Here is a 17,820-nt window from a genome sequence, read left to right as displayed (position 1 = left end):
AAGGGAATGACCCCTGCGATTCGAACTAGCCTATCACGTCCCGCCTGCCTGCTCGCGTTGCGCTAAGATGGACCACCTGCGTCGCTCGATGCGCGCAGCATCACTCCGGGGTCTCCCATGCCGCAAGCCACGACGTCCGACGCACAACCTTACTTCTGGCGCGACGCTGACCTGCCGTTCATCGAGGTGCGCGCGATCGCCGACGGCCGCAAGGTCCGCTACGGCCGTCACGCACACGGCACGTTCTCGATCGGCGCGGTCACGGGCGGGCGCAGCACCTACCTGAACGGGAGCACGCTCTCGCATATCAGCGCGGGCGCGGTGGTGGTCATCAACCCGGAAGTCGTGCACGCCTGCAACCCGGCCGCCGACGAGCCCTGGGCCTACCGCATGTTCTATCTCGACACGGCGTGGCTCGCGAATCTGCAGCACGACCTGGGCTTCGGCGCGCACGAGGCCTTTCGCCCGTTCGAACAGACTTTGAGCTGGGAGCGCGATTTGTTCGACGGGCTCAACGCGCTCTACGAGCTGCTCGTCGATACGAATGAGTCGGCACTGCGCAAGGAATGCGCCGTCGTAGCGTATTTCTCGAGGCTCCAGCAGTCCCTGAATCCGGCGCCGGTCAGCGCACGCGAACCGAACGAGCGCCTCGCGCGCGCAGCAGAATTCATCGATGGCAACTACACGCGCACGCTCAAGCTCGAAGAAATCTGCGCCGCCGCCGATCTTTCGCCCTCGTACCTCATTCGCGCGTTTCGCGAGCAATACGGCATGACGCCGCACGCGTATGTCGTGAACCGGCGTATCGAGTTCAGCCGCGCGCAACTGCGTCAAGGGCACGCCATTGCCGATGTTGCGGCGCAAGCGGGTTTTGCCGATCAGGCGCATCTGCAGCGCGCGTTCCGCCAGTTCGTTGCCGCAACGCCGGGCCAGTATCGCGGCTAACGTCGCCGCCGCGCGCTCAGGCAAGCACGAGCCAAACCGCACTGCCCGCCAGCAACAACGCCATCGCGCGGTTCACGAAACGCACGCGCGACGGTTCGCGCAAAGCCTGGCGCAGAGACGCACCCGCCCACGCCCAGCACGCAATCGACACGTAGCACACGACGAAATAGATCGCGGCGAACTGCCAGACGAGCGCATTTTCGCCGGAAGCCGCATATAAGCCCATGCCCGCCACCGAGGCGAGCCACGCCTTGGGATTGAGCCATTGCATCGTGGCGCCCACCATCAGCGAGGGACCGCGCGCCGCGTTCGGAGAGTCGATGCGGCCGTCGTCGGTCGCGAGCCGGTAGGCGACGTACAGTAGAAAAGCCACGCCCGCCCATTCGAGCGCGCGCGTGAGAAACGGCAGGCGCGCCAGCAGCTCCTGCATGCCGAGACCGATCAGCAGCAGCAGCAACGTGAAGCCCACGGTCGCGCCGGTGACGTGGCGCAGGCTCGCGCGCAGCCCGTAGCGCGCGCCCGCGCTCAGCGCAACGATATTGACGGGTCCAGGGGTGATGGAAGTGGCCAGCGCGAAGGCGGCCATCGACAAGGCAGTGCTCACGGTTTTCCTCGCTACGCTCATGGGCGATCAATATGCGTCGAGGGTAGACGCGCGCGCCGCCGGCGTATTGAAGAAAATTGCCCTCCCGGCGAGCGCGGCACCGCGCCGAACCCGCGCTATCATTGCGCCGCACCGACGACTCCCATTCCGGAACTGCAACGTGAAAAAGATCCTCATCATCGGCATCGGCGCGGGCGATCCGAAGTACCTGACCGTGCAGGCAATCGAAGCGCTCAACGCAGCCGACGTGTTCTTCGTGATGGACAAGGGCGCGGCCAAGGACAAGCTCGTCGCGCTGCGCAAGGAAATCTGCGCTCGCTTCATCAAGGACCACGACTATCGCATCGTGGAGGCCACGAGCCCCGAGCGGCGCCGCGACGAAGGTCTCGATTACAAGGCCGCCGTGGACGAGCTCAACCGCGACAAACAGCGCGTATTCGAGCGCCTGATCGAAGAGGAATTGACCGACGGCCAATGCGGCGCGTTTCTCGTCTGGGGCGACCCGTCGCTCTACGACAGCACGATCCGCATTCTCGATTCGATCCTGGCCGATGGCCGGCTCGCGTTCGACTTCGAAGTGATCCCCGGCATCAGCAGCGTGCAGGCGCTCGCGGCGAAGCACCGCGTGCCGCTCAACTTCATCGGCAAGCCGGTGAGCATCACGACGGGAAGGCGGCTCGCGGAGGGCGGTTTTCCGCACGACGTGGACAGCGCGGTGGTCATGCTCGACGCGCAGAACGCGTACGCGCAGATCGCGGGCGAAGCACTCGATATCTACTGGGGCGCCTATGTCGGCACCCCGGACGAGATCCTGATGGCGGGCCGGCTGGAAGACGTGAAAGACGAGATCGTCCGTGTTCGTGGCCAGGCGCGCGAAGCGAACGGATGGATCATGGACACGTACTTGCTGCGCAAGCGCGGCGTGAAAGACTGAAAGAAGAACGGGGCGCGAACATCGACGTTCGCGCCCGTTGCCGGGTTCACACGTTGAGGCTTACGCCAGGCCCACGCATACCGCCACGATAATCGAGCCGAACAACAGCACGGCACCCACCGTCTTGCGCTTATTGAGCTCCGTCCACAGCAGCACGCCCGTAAGCGAAAGCAGAATGAGCGCCCCGGCGAAGCTGTCGATGAACAGCACCCAGCCGACGCTCATCCCCGTTCCCTTGTGAAGGTTCGTGATCGTCGAGACGAGCGAGTTGTCGTTGCGCTTGAGCGTGAGCTTGTCGTTGCCCAGCCAGTACTCGACCATCACGCTCTCGCCGGGCGATGTGAACATGATCTGCCAGTGCTCGGGCTGCACGACCTGGCGATCGCCCCAGGCCACGTTGTGCTCGGGCTCCTTCTGCACGCGGCCCATGCGCGCGGGCAGTTTCAGATCCGGTTGCGAGCGCAACCATTTCACCATCTCGCGCGGCGTTTCGGGCGCGGGGTCGGGCACGGCAATCTGCACCGTCGAGACTTGCGGCGCGCCCGGCGAAATGCGCAGCGGCTCGGCGCGATGGTTGAGCACGAATCCCGTTGCGCCGAACAGCAGGCCGAGCGCAGCGCCCCACAGGCCCACCCAGCCGTGCACCTTGCGCAACCACTTGATGAAGGTCGCACGGCGCGAGCGCTTCGCGCGCTCGTCGCGCCGTTCGGCGTCGAGACGTGCGCGCGGCGTTGCCGGCGCGTCGATCTCGGCGGTATCGGAAAAGCTCATGTTTCACTCCAGAGTCGCAACGTACAGCAGGAAGGCCACTCCCGCCCACTCGAGCGCGCGCGTGAGAAACGGCAGGCGCGCCAGCAGTTCCTGCATGCCGAGACCGATCAACAGCAGCAGCAATGTGAAGCCAGGTTCGCCGCCGTCGCATTCGTCGGCGACGAGAGAAAGAGCGTGCAGGAAACGTCGGCGCGCAGTTTTCACGGCGTTGGGCAGCACACGCACTGCACCATCCACGGGACTGCCGGACGTCATGCCGCCTTCGCAGCGGTTCAAGAGCAGCGCATAGACCTGGTTGGGGCTGGGGAGGGCTCCACGGTAATGAGAATCGATATCATTCCATATTTTGTATTTTCTTTCAAATGGAATTGGCTTTCAGCGACACCGCTGGCGACATCGATTTTCTTCATGCTGGAAAAGCTCGGCGCAGTCGTCGGGACTTCGAACCTTCACATCTACGCGGCCATGCGTGGCGGCCGCGCGCTTGCGGCCGCCGCATTGAAAACCTGCGATCAGTCGAGCGCGCGATCGTTCGGATGCGCAAACAGCGCCCGATTCTCGTTGGACAACGGATAGTTCAGGTTCATCCCCTTGGGCGGCACGGGCTGCGTGAACCACTTCGTGTACAGCCGCTGCGCTTCACCCGAAGTCTGCATGCGAGCGATCACGCCATCGGCCAGTTTCTTGAAGACGGGATCGTCCTTGCGCACCATGCAGCCATAAACCTCCGAGAGCGGCGGCGTACCGGTGATCACGTAGTCCTGCTGGTCCGCCTCCTTGGCCCGCGCCCCGTACAACAGCGGCTCGTCCATCACGAACGCGACCGCGCGCCCCGTCTTCACGTTGAGAAACGACTCCGCGTGGTCCTTGGCGGCGATGAGTTGCATGCCCATCTTCTTGTCGTTGTTCATCTCGCGCAGCAGCCGGTCCTCCGACGTGCCCGCCGTGGTCACGACCGTCTTGCCTGCGAGATCGGGGAAATCCTTGATGCCGGAATCCTTTTTCGCAATCAGGCGCACGCCGTACTGAAAGAAGCTGTTCGTGAACGCGACCTGGTTGTCGCGATCCTTCGTGTGCATGGTCGAACCGCACTCGATATCGATCGTGCCGTTCTGCACGAGCGTAATGCGGTTCTGCGAAGTGATCGGAATTTCCTTGACCGTGAGCTTGTCGAGCTTCAGCTCCTTTTTCACCTCGTCGACGATCTTCAGCGCGATGTCCTGCGCATAGCCGATCGTGTGTTGCTCGCTGTCGTAGTAGGAGAACGGCACTGACGATTCCCGCACGCCCAGGGCAATCACGCCTGTATCGCGGATTTTTTTCAGAGTAGCGCTCGTGGCGTCCTGCGCCTGAGCCGGCCCGAGATACGTGCATCCCATGACGACTGCTGCGAGCGTTGCAACTTTTTTCATTTAGTCTCCTCCGGATGGTCCGTCGGCGCTTCGTGCGCCGCACCCGAGTATTCATGCCTTGCAGCGAGGCGGCAATTGAAATCGGTTACGACGACATAACTCAAGGTTAAGTCGCCGGTGAGGCGCGTCGTTCGAAGCGCGCCGTCGAGGCCGGTTTCGTTGGCAACACGAACCGTTCCGCACGCCATGACTTGTCCACACATTTTGTTGGCAGCCCTGTGCGTAACCGTTGGAAGACCGCATCAAGTCCTTGATGTGCTTCGGTTAACCCACGGCGGTCCCAATCGCGGCAACACCGTCTCGCAGCGCCTCGAAACGCACCCGTCTTTTCCACAGATTTTGTTGGCAGCCCTGTGCACAACTTCTGGACAGCGAACCTAAGTCCCTGATCGCAAACGTCAATGCGCCAGGCGACAGAGAAGTTGCACGTTTTGGAGGCACTGGACTTGTCCACAGTTAACGGGGAAAAGTCTGTGCATACACCCCCCAACATCCGCGCCAATCCATTGATAGCACAACGGATTTTCTCGCTGCGCGCGGATCAGACCAGACCTGCCTCACGCGTGCATACCCCTAAAGTTTGTAAGGGAAATGCCGTTATGCCTCGCTGTGTTGTTGGGTCTCAAGCGGCCCCATCGAAGGAATCTCATGCGCAACAATCAACCCGTCACGCAGCAGGAATTCGACTATCCCGCTTCGCAGATGCTCGTCTCGGCCACCGATCTCAAGGGCCGCATTCAGTACTGCAATCCTGCGTTCGTCGCGGTGTCGGGCTTTACGAAAGAAGAGCTGATCGGCAAGGCACATAACATCATTCGTCATCCCGACATGCCGGCCGAAGCGTTCGCCGACTTGTGGGAGACCGTTCGCGATGGCCGTCCCTGGACCGCGATCGTCAAGAACCGCCGCAAGTCGGGCGACCACTACTGGGTGCGCGCGAACGTAACGCCCGTCTCCGAGCAGGGCACGGTGGTCGGTTATCTGAGCGTGCGCGTGAAGCCCACGCGCGAGGAAATCCGCACGGCAGAAGCCTTCTACACGCAAATGCGCGAGGGCCGTCTGCAAGGCGTGCGGCTGCGCCACGGCTCAGTGGTGCGCACAGGCCTCGTGGGCGCATTGCAGTCAGTCCTGCGCGTGCCCATCGCCACGCGTATCGCCTTCGGCTATGGCGCCGTGCCCGCCGTGTTCGCCGCGGCCGGCTTCGCGGCCTGGCAGGGCCTGCCGCCGCTGCCGTTCTGGGGTGCATTCGGCGCGGCCTGCCTGTGTGCGTTCGGCGCCTGGCGTCTGACCACGCGCCACCTCGGCGCACCGCTCGCGCAGATGACCACGGCCTCCACGCGCATGGCGGCGGGCGACCTCACGGCCACGCTCGCGGTCGCCACGAACGACGATCTCGGCGACGTGCTCCAGGCGCTCAATCAGCTGCAGGCCAATCTCACGGCGATCGTGTTCGACGTGCGCTCGCAGATCGACGGCATGCTCGACGCCGCGCACGAAATCTCGAGCGGCAATCTCGATCTCTCGCGCCGCACCGAAATGCAGGCGGCATCGCTCGAAGAAACCGCGGCCACGATGGATCAGCTCACGACCACCGTGCAGGCCAACGCCGAAGCCAGCGCCCGCGCGCTCGATCTCGCACGCGACGCGCAGTCCGCCGCCGCCGAGGGCGGCTCGATCGCCGCGCAGATGGAGCGCACGATGACGGGCATCACCGACGCATCGCGCCGGATCAGCGACATCACCGGCGTGATCGACGGCATCGCGTTCCAGACCAACATCCTCGCGCTCAACGCCGCTGTCGAAGCCGCGCGCGCGGGCGAGGCCGGCCGCTCGTTCGCCGTGGTGGCGGGCGAGGTGCGCATGCTCGCGCAGCGCTGCGCGGCATCGGCCAAGGAGATCAAGCAGGTCGTGGACGCAAGCGTCAACGAGATCGCCGAGGGCACGCGTCTCGTCGGCAACACGACGGCGCAGATGCGCTCGATCGACGAAGCCGTGAGCCGCGTCTCGTCGATCATCACCGAGGTCGCGAACGCCAGCGGCGAGCAGGCCGAAGGCATCCGCCAGGTCAATCAGGCCGTCGCGCATCTGGACAGCGCCACGCAGCAGAACGCCGCGCTCGTCGAGCAGGCCGCCGCCACGGCGCAGCGGCTCGCCGAGCAGGCCGACGTGCTCGACGAGGCCGTGCGCCTCTTCACCGTGGCAGGCGCCGAAGCGGAAAAGCGCGCAAAGCCCGCCCGCACCCCGGCGCGCCGCCAGAGCGTCAATCTTGCCGAAGCGGCCGAGGAGATCGCAGCGTAACGACCGGCTCGCACGCCGCGCCGCAAACGCAGTCGGGTGGCTTCGTCTATTGGTCTGAGAGATCGGCGTTAGTCCCATCTCGACAGTGCGGCGCGCGGGCGGCACCATGAAAACCGTCAGCAAGCCGTACCCCGGTTTGCTGATCCGAGTAACAACGGCGTTTCAACGGCTCGCCCGGCCTGCCCGGGTGGGCCGTTTTTTCTGTTGCGCACGCCTGGCGCCTGGCATCGCTTTGCTTCGCAACCATGACAGCGGTGCAACGCGCAACGCATTTCGCATGGCCCGTTGCAGGGCGCGCAAAAACGGGCGTTGCGCCGGCGAGTCGCGTTACACTGGCTGGCCAGGGTCGCGGCACAGCGATCTCGCTGTGTGTGTCTGCGCTCACTTGCATGAACACGCCGCGCAGCCGACCCCGTACAATGGTTCGACCACCCAACGCACGAGGACAACATCAATGCGCACGACCGGGTCTTCCGGAAACATGACCCTGCTCACCGAGCATGACGACGCGACCGGACGCGAACTGCGTTCACTGCGCCTCGAATCGGCGGCCGACGGCAAAAGCCTCTTGCTGGTCGAAGTCGACGAGCGCAAGCCGGGCATCCATCGCGAAGTGCGTTACGAAATCACGCCGGCCGAGCTGATCGCGGCCATTCGCGCACAAGGCGCCGAGCTGCCCGGGGAATCACACACGCGCTAAGCGCACCGAAACTGACGACACGAACGCGGCACGCGCAGTCTCGTGTGCCGCGTACTGTCGCTTTCCACTCATCGGGCGCCTCTCGCGAACACCTCGCGTTTCTCTCTTTTAATCCGGCGCTTTTTTCATATGCCTGCCCTACTCGGCAGGCATTCTCACGCGCGTGCAGGGGGTCGCTTGCACGCGTTCGAAATACGTCCATAATCTTTACGTTACCCTTCTATCTTTCCCGTTCCTCGCCTGACGGCGCAACGGAAGTAAGCCGATGCTACATGACCTCGTCGCGCAATACGGGCCTGCGCTGGTGTTCATCAATGTGCTCGCCGGATCGCTTGGGCTGCCCGTGCCCGCGATGCCCGCGCTCGTGTTGTTCGGCGCGATGGCGGCCATGCATCCCGGTTCGATCGGCCAGCAGGTCGCACCGGTGCTCGGGCTCGCCATCTTCGCCATGCTGATTGGCGACAGCGTCTGGTTCATGGCCGGGCGCCTCTACGGCGGCAACACGCTCAAGACGCTCTGCAAGCTCTCGCTCTCGCGCGACACCTGCGTGAAAAAAACCGAGCGCTTTTTCGGCCGCTGGGGCGTGCGCGTGCTCGCCGTCGCCAAGTTCGTGCCGGGGCTGTCGCTCGTGTCCGTGCCGATGGCCGGCGCGATGGGCGTGCCCTACCGCCAGTTCGTCGGCTTCGACGGCATCGGCGCGGCGCTGTGGTCCGGCACCGGCCTGCTCGTCGGCGTAATGTTCGCGCCGCAGATCGACATGCTGATGAGCGGCGCAAGCCGCCTTGGCCGCTTCGCCCTCGTCGTGGTGGCCGTGCTGCTGGTGCTTTACGCGACCTACCGCTGGCAGCGCCGCCGCCAGCTCATCAAAAAGCTCGCGAACGCGCGCATCACGGTGGAAGACCTTTACCGCGCGATGGGCGCCAAGCCGCCGCCGGTCGTGTTCGACATTCGTTCAGAAGAAAAGCGCAAGCTCGATCCGTACATCATTCCGGGCGCGTTGTTCGCCGACGAGCGCAAGCTCGACGAGATCGTCGGCAAGTACCCCAACGACCAGAAGCTCGTGATCTACTGCTCGTGCCCCAATGAAATTTCCGCGGCCTGGATGGCGAAGAAGCTAGCCGAGGCCGGCTTTACCGATGTGGTGCCGCTGCTGGGCGGTCTCGATGCGTGGCGCGACGCCGGCCGCACGCTCGAGTCCCTCCAGATGCACGCCCACACCGAAGTCCCGGTCAACATCACGCCTAAAGCTGTCTGATCCGGGCGGCCCGCTCCCGAGCCGCCCGCACGAGGAGAACCGCCAGATGGGCACGATCACCGAAGCCGAGGTTCCCGAATCCGAGGAACTTCCTTCCGCGAGCCGCCACTCCGACACGCAGCCGCAACCCGCCGAAGCGCCGTTCTCGACGCTCTCCACGCGGCGCCATCAGATGTTCCCCCAGCTCACCGACGACGAAATCGCGCGCCTCGCGCGCTTCGGCGAAGAGCGCCACTGGTCAGCAGGGGAGCTGCTCTTTCGTACGGGCGAAACCGGCCCCGGCATGTTCGTGCTGCTCTCCGGTTCGGTCAAAGTTTTCCAGCGCGACGGGCTGGGCCGCGAGCGGCTCATCGTCGAGCATGGGCGCGGGCATTTCCTCGCCGAAGTGGGCCAGCTCTCGGGCGGCCCCGCGCTCGTGGACGGCATGGCGCTCGAACCCGTCGATGCGATCCTGATTCCGCCCGAGCGGCTGCGCGCGGCCATCGTCGCCGAAGCCGAACTCGGGGAGCGCATCGTGCGTGCGCTGATCCTGCGCCGCGTCTCGCTGACCGAAAAGGGCGCGGGCGGCCCGATTCTCGTCGGCAAGCACGACGATCCCACGCTCGTTTCGCTGCAAGGCTTCCTTTCGCGCAACGGCCATCCGTATTCCGTGCTCGACGAGCGCGACGAAGGCATGCTTTGCGGCGTAATCGAGCGTTTCGCCGCGCGCTGCGAGGACCTGCCGCTCGTGATCTGCCCCGACGGGTCGGTGCTGCGCCGTCCCAGCGCGCCCGAACTGGCCACGTGCCTCGGCATCCTGCCCGAGCTCGACGGCGAGCGCGTCTACGACGTCGCCGTGGTGGGCGCGGGCCCGGCCGGTCTCGCCACGGCGGTCTACGCCGCTTCGGAAGGCCTTTCGGTGATCGTGCTCGACTCGCGCGCGCCCGGCGGCCAGGCAGGCGCCAGCTCGCGTATCGAAAACTATCTGGGCTTTCCCACCGGTATCTCCGGCCAGGCGCTCGCCGGCCGCGCGTTCGTGCAGGCGCAGAAGTTCGGCGCACACGTGGCCATTCCGGTCTCGGTGCGCAAGCTGATCTGCGATGAAGAACCGCGGCGGCTCGAAACCTGCAGCGGCGACGTGCGCGCGCATACAGTCGTGATCGCGAGCGGCGCCGTGTACCGCAAGCCCGCGATCGAGGGCATCGATCGCTATACGGGGCGCGGCATTTACTACTGGGCCTCGCCGGTCGAGGCGAAGCTTTGCAAGCACGAGAACATCGTGCTCGTGGGCGGCGGCAATTCCGCGGGCCAGGCGATCGTCTACCTCTCCACGCACGCGCGCCAGATCGACGTGCTGATCCGCAAGGCCGGTTTCGAATCGACGATGTCGCGCTATCTGATCGACCGTATCGCTTCGCTCTCGAACGTGCACGTGCATGGGCACAGCGAGATCGGCGGCCTGGACGAAGACACGAGCGGCCTCGCCTCGGTGCGCCTGAAGATGCCGTGCCCGGAGGGCGTCGACCATTTCGATTCGCGCCATCTGTTCCTCTTCACGGGCGCGGACCCGAACACCGGCTGGCTGCGAGCATGCGGCGTGAAGCTCGACCCGCACGGCTTCGTGCTGACCGGCGACAACGAGTCGTGCAGCCTCGCGACTTCGGTGGAAGGCGTCTACGCGATCGGCGACGCGCGAGCGGGCTCGACCAAGCGCGTGGCCGCGGCGGTGGGCGAAGGCGCGGCCGTGGTCGCGCAGATCCATCAACGGCTCGCTGCGCTGCGGCCGGTGACGGTGGTCGCGGGCGTTCATGCGTGAGCGCGCTGTGGAGGTTGCAGAAGCGCCCACGGTTGCCGAAGCCGGTTCCTCGCTAGTTCTGCCGCTCGCGGCGGCTCGCACGCTGCACCTCGCGGCGCAAGGGCTGCTCACGCCGCCGCGCCGCAAGGCTACGCAAGAAGACGTGCTCGATGCGATCCGCCGCATGGCGCAGCTGCAGATCGACACGATCCACGTGGTCGCGCGCAGTCCCTATTTCGTGCTGTTCAGCCGCATTGGCGCGTTCGAGCCGGCCTGGCTCGACGCGCATCTCGCGCAGGGGCGCCTGTTCGAATACTGGGCGCACGAGGCCTGCTTCCTGCCGATCGAGGACTACGGGCTGCTGCGCCATCGCATGCTCGACCCTTCCGGCATGGGCTGGAAATACGCGGCCGAGTGGCATGACCAATACCGTGACGAGATCGACGCCCTGCTCGAGCGCATCCGCGCCGAGGGCGCCGTGCGTTCCGCCGACTTCGCGCGCGCCGAGGGCGACAAAGGCAGCGGCTGGTGGGACTGGAAGCCGGAGAAGCGGCATCTGGAAGTACTGTTCGCAACCGGCGCGCTGATGGTGGCGCAGCGGCACAACTTCCAGCGTGTGTACGACGTGGCCGAGCGCGTACTGCCGCACTGGAACGATGCGCGCGACCTGCCGCCACGCGCCGAAGCGGAGCGCGAGCTGCTCCTGCGCTCCTGCCGCGCGCTCGGCGTGATCCGCGCGGACTGGGCCGCCGACTACTTCCGCCTGCCGCGCCGCCCGTATGCCGATGCCCTCCACGCACTCGCCGACGCGGGCGAGCTGCTGCCCGTGCGCGTAGAAGGCTGGAAACACGATGCGTTCGTGCATCGCGAGCACGCGGCCCTCATCGGCGAAGCGGCGAGCGGCAAGCTCGCCTCCACGGTCACGACCCTGCTCTCGCCCTTCGATCCGGTGGTGTGGGATCGCAAGCGAGCGCTCGCGCTATTCGATTTCGATTACGCCATGGAATGCTATGTGCCCGCCGCGAAGCGCAAATACGGTTACTTCGCACTACCGATCTTGAATCGCGGACGGCTGATCGGGCGCGTCGACGCAAAGGCGCATCGGGCGCAGCAGGTGTTCGAGGTGAAGTCGCTGCATCTGGAGCCCGGCATACGCGCGAGCGGCCGTCTGGTGGCCGACTTGCGCCGGGCGCTGCAGCGTTGCGCGGACTGGCACGGCACGCCGGAGCTACGCATCGGCGCAGCACCGGACGGCCTCGCGGCCGCCCTGCTGGCTGCGTGAGCGTGCGACTGCTGACCCGGCAGAGCCGCCGCACGCGTTGAGAACGATTAGTGCTCCAGCTTGGCGCGCAGTTCGCGCGCGGCTTCGAGCAAGCCTTCGTAGCCCGAACGCGCGTGTTGCGGCAGGTCGGGGTCGCCCACCAGCGCGCCCAGCGTTTCGACGAGGCTGAAGACGAGGCCCTTGGCCGCGCCCGCCGCGATCTTGCCGGACTTCACGCCTTCGTCGACGTGGCTGAAGGCGGCGTTCAGGCTCTCCAGATCCGGTTGCGATGAACCGGCGCCAGGCTTTTGAGCGTCCTGCTTTTGCTTGTCGTCGCTCGTCATGATGAACTCGATCTCCCTTGGTGAGCAGTAGTCAAAAGAATCACGCACTTTTTTAATGTTATATACCCATCGGGTGCGGGCGTCCATTCGAGGCCCGGCAGCGCGAGGAGCAACGCAAAGCGCACTCCCGAATCTTCTCACCTTTGCCGCCCACGCGCAGAAGCCGCGAGCGCGACGGCTTGTCGCTTCGTCACGCCCGGGGACTAAAAAAGCCTTGAAATCAGGGCTAATGTGGATTTCGCACGATGGATCGGCAGGTGCCTCGCCTCGCTTCACACGAGCGCCGATGGCGCGTTACGACCTCTCCCGCAAACGCTCACCATTGCGCTTCGAAACGTGGATTCTCGCCGCTTCGAGTGCGTCTGCCGATCGGTTCGCGCTCACCGCACCCCACGCCGGATTTGCATTTCACCCTTGTTTTCAAGGTACTTCTGCTCATGGCGGCACGTCCCGCGCGCTCGTGCCGCTCCGTTCAAGGTGCGTGACCGGTTGGCAACCTGCTCACTCCCGAAAAGCCTCACCTCTCGCGCGACTGTCCATTTGGGGCGTCCAATGCGATGCCTGAACGTTGCCGCGCGATGCGGTATCGTATGTGGATGTCTGCAGATGCCAATACGAGGAATCACACGATGAGCTACGCCACGAACGCGCCCGCCCGCAAGGAAATCGACTCGCTCAGCGGGGCCGCCGTCGTCGAATTCGGCACCGACTGGTGCGGCTATTGTCAGGGTGCGCAACCGCTGATCGGCGCGGCGTTCGAGCGTAATCCGCAGGTGCGTCGCCTGAAAGTGGAAGACGGACCGGGCCGCGCGCTCGGCCGCTCGTTTCGCGTGAAGCTCTGGCCCACACTCATTTTCCTGCGCGACGGTGTGGAGGTCGCGCGCGTGGTGCGTCCACAAAACGCCGCCGAACTCGACGAGGCGTTCGCTTCGCTCGCGTAGTCGCGCCACGCCCTCCTACGCGGTCCGAACGATCGGCGCAGACCGCTCCCGAAAAGCCTCACCTTTGCCCGCGGGCGCGCCCGAAAGCGCCCGCCGCGCTCACGCCTCCAGGCCGGCGAGCAGATCGTCGATCGCGCGATACACACGCTCGACCACCTCCGGCCCCACCTCCGCTTCCAGCGCCTTGTAGCGCGCCTCCAATTCGTTCGAAATCGCTTTCACGAGTTGATGGCTCTTCTTCGTGAGCGAGACGAGCACGCGCCGCTGGTCGTCGGCGAAACGCTCCTTCGTCACGAGGCCGAGCGTCTCCATACGTGCGAGCACGCCCGCCATGCTCGGGCTGGAGATCGTGCACAGGTCGGAAATCTGCCGCGGCTCGAGCGGTCCGCTTTCATTGAGCGCGCGGATCACGCGCCACTGCTGCTCGGTGAGGCCGTGCGACGTGATGAGCGGGCGAAAGCGTTCCATCATCTTTTCGCGCGCGCGCAGCAGCAGCATGGGCAGGTTGCGGTGCGCAACGCGAGTGGTCGGGCGCGAAGTATCGGACATGGCGGTTTCAGCTAAACGAAGAATTCGACGAACAGGCCCAGGAGAAACCCGAAAAGTTCTCATCGACGATTGACGACGGATCATAGCAAGCGCACTATCACTCACATATTAGTGTTTCCGTGAAGCCAATCCAAGCCATGTTTTCCGTTGCCGATCATCTGCTGCACGCGTCGAAGGCGAGGCCTTGCCGCGCGACGTCAGCGCCGCTGCCGTGCGCGGGCTGCTCGCCACAGGTGCGCGTTGCCGGGCGCCGGTGAGCGGCGCTGTCTACGGCACGCTGCTCAACGACCGCCACGCGCTCGAAGCGCTGGGCGACGCCGTGAACGCGCCCCCTTACAAGGCGCCGCCGCGCGCGCCCGTTCTCTACCTGAAGCCGCGCAACACGCTCGCAGGCCACCGCGCGCGCGTGGCCGTGCCCGGCGGCGAGGGCGTCCAGGTGGGCGCATCGCTCGGCGTCGTGATCGGGCGCACCGCCGCGCGCGTCGCCGCACATGAAGCGTTCGATTACATCGCGGGGTATACGCTCGTGGCCGATCTGAGCGTGCCGCATGCGAGCGTCTATCGCCCCTCGGTGCGGTTTCGCGCACGCGACAACTTCTGCGTAATCGGCCCCGCCGTGGTCGCGCGCCGGCATGTGGCCGATCCGGATGAACTTGCCGTTGCGGTCAACGTCGAAGGCGGCGCGGCCTTCCATGCAACGACGGCCACGAGCGTTCGCGGCGTCGCCCAGTTGCTCGCCGATGTCACCGACTTCATGACGCTCGCCCCCGGCGACGTCATCACGCTCGGCGTGCCGCACGGCGCACCCGTGGTTCAGGCCGGTGCGCGTGCAGCGATCTCCATTGGAGACTGGTCGCCGCTCGAAATCGAATTCGTCGCGGCAGACGTGGCGCTGGGAGCACAAGCATGATGCGCGCACGCGTTGCCTATGCAGGCGCCATCCACGAAGCCACGCCCGAAGGAGACCGCGTGCGGCTCGCCGACGGCCGCGTGCGCGAGGAACACGAAGTCGTCTGGCTCGCGCCGTTCGAGCCCGGCACGATCTTCGCACTCGGGCTCAATTACGCCGAGCACGCCAAAGAACTGCAGTTCTCGAAGCAGGAAGAGCCGCTCGTGTTCCTCAAGGGGCCGGGCAGCGTGATCGGCCATCGCGGCACCACGCGCCGCCCCGCCGACGTCACGTTCATGCACTACGAGTGCGAGCTCGCCGTCGTGATCGGCCGCACCGCGCAGCACGTGAAACGCGAGGACGCCATGCAGTACGTGGCCGGCTACACGATCGCGAACGACTACGCGATCCGCGACTATCTGGAGAACTACTACCGCCCGAACCTGCGCGTGAAGAACCGCGACGGCGGCACCGTGCTGGGCCCCTGGTTCGTCGACGCCGCCGATGTCGCCGACGTCAACGCTCTCGGCCTGCGCACTTACGTGAACGGCGAACTCAAGCAGAACGGCAACACGCGCGATTTCGTCACCGGCATCGCGGAACTCATCGAGTATTTGAGCGGCTTCATGACGCTCGCCCCCGGCGACGTCGTTCTGACCGGCACGCCCGAAGGCGTCGTCAACGTGAATGCAGGCGACGAAGTCGTCTGCGAGATCGACGGTCTGGGCCGTCTCGTCAACACCGTCGCGAGCGACGCCGACTACGGGCGCTGATCCGCCAACGAATCGAACACGGACTACGTTAGACATGCGAATCGACCATCTGATCAACGGCCGCGCACACAGCGGACGCGACTACTTCGAAACCGTGAATCCCGCGAACCAGGACGTGCTCGCGGAAGTCGCGCGCGGCGGCGCAGAGGAAGTCGATCTCGCGGTGCGCGCCGCGAAAGACGCCTTTCCCGCCTGGGCGGCAACGCCCGCCGCGGAGCGCGCGAAGGCGATCCGCAAGCTCGGCGAGCTGATCGCGAAGAACGTGCCCGAAATCGCGCAGACCGAAACGAAGGACACCGGCCAGACCATTTCGCAAACCGGCAAGCAACTCGTGCCGCGCGCCGCCGACAACTTCAGCTACTTCGCCGAAGTCTGCACCGCCGTGGACGGCCACACCTACCCCACGGCCACGCATCTGAACTACACGCTGTTTCATCCCGTGGGCGTGTGCGCGCTCATCTCGCCCTGGAACGTGCCGTTCATGACCGCCACGTGGAAGGTCGCGCCCTGCCTCGCGTTCGGCAATACCGCCGTGCTGAAGATGAGCGAGCTATCGCCGCTCACGGCCTCGATGCTCGGCCAGCTCGCGCTCGATGCCGGCATTCCGGCGGGCGTGCTCAATGTCGTGCACGGCTATGGCAAGGAAGCGGGCGAGCCGCTCGTCGCGCACCCCGACGTGCGCGCCGTTTCGTTCACGGGCTCGACGGCTACGGGCAACCGTATCGTGCAGGCCGCGGGCCTCAAGAAGTTCTCGATGGAGCTGGGCGGCAAATCCCCGTTCGTGATCTTCGACGACGCCGATTTCGAACGCGCGCTCGACGCCGCCGTGTTCATGATCTTCTCGAACAACGGCGAGCGCTGCACGGCGGGCTCGCGCATTCTCGTGCAGCGTTCGATCTACGCGAAGTTCGCCGAGCGCTTCGTCGAGCGTGCGAAGCGCATCAGCGTAGGCGATCCGCTCGACGAGACAACCATCGTCGGCCCGATGATCAGCCAGGGCCATCTCGCGAAGGTACGCAGCTATATCGAGCTCGGACCGAAGGAAGGCGCGACGCTCGCGTGCGGCGGCCTCGACGCGCCGGCGCTGCCCGACGCGGTGAAGAATGGAAACTTCGTTCAGCCGACCGTGTTTGTCGATGTCGATAACCGCATGCGCATTGCGCAGGAAGAGATCTTTGGCCCGGTGGCGTGCCTGATTCCCTTCGACGACGAGGCTCATGCGATCCGCCTTGCCAACGACATCGCCTATGGTCTGTCCAGCTACGTGTGGACCGAGAACACCGGCCGCGCGCTGCGCGTGGCCGCCGCCGTCGAAGCGGGCATGTGCTTCGTGAACAGCCAGAACGTGCGCGACCTGCGCCAGCCGTTCGGCGGCACGAAGGCTTCAGGCGTCGGCCGCGAAGGCGGTACGTGGAGCTACGAAGTGTTCCTCGAGCCGAAGAACGTGTGTGTTTCGCTCGGCTCGCATCACATTCCGCACTGGGGCGTGTAATGGGCAATCTCGCGCTGGCGGCCAAGGTCACGCACGTGCCTTCGCTGTACCTCTCCGAACTGGACGGCCCCCACAAAGGCTGCCGCCAGGCGGCCATCGACGGCCATCACGAGATCGGCCGCCGCTGCCGCGAGCTGGGCGTCGATACGATCGTCGTGTTCGATGTGCACTGGCTCGTGAACAGCGAGTATCACATCAACTGTGCACCGCGCTTCGAAGGCGTCTACACGAGCAACGAGCTGCCGCATTTCATCAAGAACATGCCGTATGCGTACCCCGGCAATCCGCGGCTTGGCCATCTGATTGCCGATGTCGCGAACGAAATGGGCGTCAAGACCCGCGCCCATAGCGAAACGACGCTCGACCTCGAATACGGCACGCTCGTCCCCATGCGCTACATGAACGGCGACGAACATTTCCGCACGGTTTCGGTGGCGGGCTGGTGCATGTGGCACGACCTCGCCACCAGCGCGCGCTTTGGCCTGGCCGTGCGCCGCGCGATCGAAGAGCGCTACGACGGCACGGTGGCGATACTCGCGAGCGGGTCGCTGAGCCACCACTTCGCCAACAACGGCACGGCCGAAGCCTTCATGCACAAGGTCTGGGACCCGTTTCTCGAAGCGACCGATCGCAACGTCGTGGCGATGTGGGAGCGTGGCGACTGGAAAACCTTCTGCGACATGCTGCCGATGTACAACGAAAAGTGCTGGGGTGAAGGCGGTATGCACGACACGGCCATGCTGCTCGGCGCGCTCGGGTGGGACCGCTACGAAGGCCGGGCGGAAGTCGTCACGCCGTATTTCGGCAGCTCCGGCACAGGGCAGATCAACGCCATCCTGCCGGTCATGCCGCTACCGGCTTAAGCGGCTCAAACACGG

General features: G+C 65.3%; 16 protein-coding genes and 2 pseudogenes. 12 read left to right on the top strand and 6 right to left on the bottom strand.

Annotation, left to right across the window (positions count from 1 at the left end):
• Nucleotides 1–117 precede the first annotated feature (117 nt).
• Nucleotides 118–945 (top strand): helix-turn-helix transcriptional regulator, encoded by an 828-nt coding sequence (locus ACOJB8_RS01885; RefSeq protein ID WP_069261501.1) that lies wholly within the window; start codon nucleotides 118–120, stop codon nucleotides 943–945.
• Nucleotides 946–961: 16 nt separating this feature from the next.
• On the opposite strand, the gene ACOJB8_RS01880 is transcribed toward ACOJB8_RS01885, so the two are convergent.
• Nucleotides 962–1,549 carry a LysE family translocator gene (locus tag ACOJB8_RS01880; protein WP_141710539.1) on the bottom strand — a complete coding sequence of 196 codons (588 nt, stop codon included), beginning with the start codon at nucleotides 1,547–1,549 and terminating at the stop codon, nucleotides 962–964.
• Nucleotides 1,550–1,709: 160 nt separating this feature from the next.
• On the opposite strand from ACOJB8_RS01880, the gene cobF reads away from it, so the two are divergent.
• Nucleotides 1,710–2,483: a precorrin-6A synthase (deacetylating) gene (gene cobF, locus ACOJB8_RS01875; RefSeq protein ID WP_069261857.1), complete on the top strand. Its 774-nt coding sequence runs from the start codon at nucleotides 1,710–1,712 to the stop codon at nucleotides 2,481–2,483.
• Between the two features lie 60 nt (nucleotides 2,484–2,543).
• On the opposite strand, the gene ACOJB8_RS01870 is transcribed toward cobF, so the two are convergent.
• From ACOJB8_RS01870 to ACOJB8_RS01860, 3 genes and pseudogenes are all read right to left on the bottom strand, one after another.
• Entirely contained in the window at nucleotides 2,544–3,254 is a 711-nt protein-coding gene (locus ACOJB8_RS01870; RefSeq protein ID WP_368616546.1) for a PepSY-associated TM helix domain-containing protein, read from the bottom strand.
• Nucleotides 3,255–3,389: 135 nt separating this feature from the next.
• Nucleotides 3,390–3,509 (bottom strand): annotated as a pseudogene (locus ACOJB8_RS01865) (PKHD-type hydroxylase); the annotation flags it as partial.
• A 257-nt stretch (nucleotides 3,510–3,766) separates the two neighbouring features.
• A complete protein-coding gene (locus ACOJB8_RS01860) occupies nucleotides 3,767–4,666 on the bottom strand; it encodes a transporter substrate-binding domain-containing protein (protein ID WP_475010784.1) in 900 nt (299 codons plus the stop codon).
• Nucleotides 4,667–5,314: 648 nt separating this feature from the next.
• Here ACOJB8_RS01860 and ACOJB8_RS01855 point away from each other — a divergent pair.
• The 5 genes from ACOJB8_RS01855 (at nucleotide 5,315) to ACOJB8_RS01835 (ending at nucleotide 11,975) form a co-directional block, all read left to right on the top strand.
• A complete protein-coding gene (locus ACOJB8_RS01855; protein WP_342946877.1) occupies nucleotides 5,315–6,964 on the top strand; it encodes a methyl-accepting chemotaxis protein in 1,650 nt (549 codons plus the stop codon).
• 454 nt (nucleotides 6,965–7,418) lie between these two features.
• Complete coding sequence (locus tag ACOJB8_RS01850) at nucleotides 7,419–7,664, top strand: hypothetical protein (RefSeq protein ID WP_028207914.1); 246 nt, start codon at nucleotides 7,419–7,421, stop codon at nucleotides 7,662–7,664.
• A gap of 265 nt (nucleotides 7,665–7,929) precedes the next feature.
• Nucleotides 7,930–8,919 (top strand): DedA family protein/thiosulfate sulfurtransferase GlpE, encoded by a 990-nt coding sequence (locus tag ACOJB8_RS01845; protein WP_069261507.1) that lies wholly within the window; start codon nucleotides 7,930–7,932, stop codon nucleotides 8,917–8,919.
• A 46-nt stretch (nucleotides 8,920–8,965) separates the two neighbouring features.
• On the top strand, nucleotides 8,966–10,714 hold the full coding sequence (locus ACOJB8_RS01840; protein ID WP_475010778.1) for an FAD-dependent oxidoreductase: 1,749 nt from the start codon (nucleotides 8,966–8,968) through the stop codon (nucleotides 10,712–10,714).
• Nucleotides 10,707–11,975: a winged helix-turn-helix domain-containing protein gene (locus ACOJB8_RS01835; RefSeq protein ID WP_342946876.1), complete on the top strand. Its 1,269-nt coding sequence runs from the start codon at nucleotides 10,707–10,709 to the stop codon at nucleotides 11,973–11,975. Before ACOJB8_RS01840 ends, ACOJB8_RS01835 begins: the two co-directional genes overlap by 8 nt.
• A 47-nt stretch (nucleotides 11,976–12,022) precedes the next feature.
• Here ACOJB8_RS01835 and ACOJB8_RS01830 read toward each other — a convergent pair whose 3' ends face one another.
• Nucleotides 12,023–12,298, bottom strand: coding sequence for a hypothetical protein (locus ACOJB8_RS01830; protein ID WP_028207911.1), 276 nt, complete (start codon nucleotides 12,296–12,298; stop codon nucleotides 12,023–12,025).
• Between the two features lie 629 nt (nucleotides 12,299–12,927).
• On the opposite strand from ACOJB8_RS01830, the gene ACOJB8_RS01825 reads away from it, so the two are divergent.
• Nucleotides 12,928–13,239, top strand: a complete 312-nt coding sequence (locus tag ACOJB8_RS01825; protein WP_324154874.1) for a thioredoxin family protein — start codon at nucleotides 12,928–12,930, stop codon at nucleotides 13,237–13,239.
• A 99-nt stretch (nucleotides 13,240–13,338) separates the two neighbouring features.
• Here ACOJB8_RS01825 and hpaR read toward each other — a convergent pair whose 3' ends face one another.
• Nucleotides 13,339–13,737, bottom strand: coding sequence for a homoprotocatechuate degradation operon regulator HpaR (gene hpaR, locus ACOJB8_RS01820; RefSeq protein ID WP_069261859.1), 399 nt, complete (start codon nucleotides 13,735–13,737; stop codon nucleotides 13,339–13,341).
• A gap of 188 nt (nucleotides 13,738–13,925) precedes the next feature.
• On the opposite strand from hpaR, the pseudogene ACOJB8_RS01815 reads away from it, so the two are divergent.
• From ACOJB8_RS01815 to hpaD, 4 genes and pseudogenes are all read left to right on the top strand, one after another.
• Nucleotides 13,926–14,698: pseudogene (locus tag ACOJB8_RS01815) on the top strand (fumarylacetoacetate hydrolase family protein).
• A complete protein-coding gene (locus ACOJB8_RS01810) occupies nucleotides 14,695–15,450 on the top strand; it encodes a fumarylacetoacetate hydrolase family protein (RefSeq protein WP_342946874.1) in 756 nt (251 codons plus the stop codon). The pseudogene ACOJB8_RS01815 and the gene ACOJB8_RS01810 overlap by 4 nt, the downstream one beginning before the upstream one ends.
• Nucleotides 15,451–15,484: 34 nt before the next feature.
• The gene (gene hpaE, locus ACOJB8_RS01805; RefSeq protein WP_475010772.1) at nucleotides 15,485–16,942 is read left to right on the top strand and encodes a 5-carboxymethyl-2-hydroxymuconate semialdehyde dehydrogenase; all 1,458 of its coding nucleotides are present in this window, start codon (nucleotides 15,485–15,487) and stop codon (nucleotides 16,940–16,942) included.
• Complete coding sequence (gene hpaD, locus ACOJB8_RS01800) at nucleotides 16,942–17,805, top strand: 3,4-dihydroxyphenylacetate 2,3-dioxygenase (RefSeq protein ID WP_475010769.1); 864 nt, start codon at nucleotides 16,942–16,944, stop codon at nucleotides 17,803–17,805. The genes hpaE and hpaD overlap by 1 nt, the downstream gene beginning before the upstream one ends.
• Nucleotides 17,806–17,820: the final 15 nt, after the last annotated feature.

Source organism: Paraburkholderia sp. BR10141 (assembly GCF_056155635.1).
The sequence above is the reverse complement of the archived record's forward strand: the minus strand, read 5'-3'. Positions and strand labels throughout refer to the sequence as shown.

What these genes read in the sequence shown, in the direction of transcription:
- ACOJB8_RS01885 (WP_069261501.1), top strand. Translation starts at nt 118, where the DNA reads ATGCCGCAAGCCACGACGTCCGACGCACAACCTTACTTCTGGCGCGAC.
- ACOJB8_RS01870 (WP_368616546.1), bottom strand. Translation starts at nt 3,254, where the DNA reads ATGAGCTTTTCCGATACCGCCGAGATCGACGCGCCGGCAACGCCGCGC.
- ACOJB8_RS01860 (WP_475010784.1), bottom strand. Translation starts at nt 4,666, where the DNA reads ATGAAAAAAGTTGCAACGCTCGCAGCAGTCGTCATGGGATGCACGTAT.
- ACOJB8_RS01855 (WP_342946877.1), top strand. Translation starts at nt 5,315, where the DNA reads ATGCGCAACAATCAACCCGTCACGCAGCAGGAATTCGACTATCCCGCT.
- ACOJB8_RS01850 (WP_028207914.1), top strand. Translation starts at nt 7,419, where the DNA reads ATGCGCACGACCGGGTCTTCCGGAAACATGACCCTGCTCACCGAGCAT.
- ACOJB8_RS01845 (WP_069261507.1), top strand. Translation starts at nt 7,930, where the DNA reads ATGCTACATGACCTCGTCGCGCAATACGGGCCTGCGCTGGTGTTCATC.
- ACOJB8_RS01840 (WP_475010778.1), top strand. Translation starts at nt 8,966, where the DNA reads ATGGGCACGATCACCGAAGCCGAGGTTCCCGAATCCGAGGAACTTCCT.
- ACOJB8_RS01835 (WP_342946876.1), top strand. Translation starts at nt 10,707, where the DNA reads ATGCGTGAGCGCGCTGTGGAGGTTGCAGAAGCGCCCACGGTTGCCGAA.
- ACOJB8_RS01830 (WP_028207911.1), bottom strand. Translation starts at nt 12,298, where the DNA reads ATGACGAGCGACGACAAGCAAAAGCAGGACGCTCAAAAGCCTGGCGCC.
- ACOJB8_RS01825 (WP_324154874.1), top strand. Translation starts at nt 12,928, where the DNA reads ATGAGCTACGCCACGAACGCGCCCGCCCGCAAGGAAATCGACTCGCTC.
- hpaR (WP_069261859.1), bottom strand. Translation starts at nt 13,737, where the DNA reads ATGCTGCTGCTGCGCGCGCGCGAAAAGATGATGGAACGCTTTCGCCCG.
- ACOJB8_RS01810 (WP_342946874.1), top strand. Translation starts at nt 14,695, where the DNA reads ATGATGCGCGCACGCGTTGCCTATGCAGGCGCCATCCACGAAGCCACG.
- hpaE (WP_475010772.1), top strand. Translation starts at nt 15,485, where the DNA reads ATGCGAATCGACCATCTGATCAACGGCCGCGCACACAGCGGACGCGAC.
- hpaD (WP_475010769.1), top strand. Translation starts at nt 16,942, where the DNA reads ATGGGCAATCTCGCGCTGGCGGCCAAGGTCACGCACGTGCCTTCGCTG.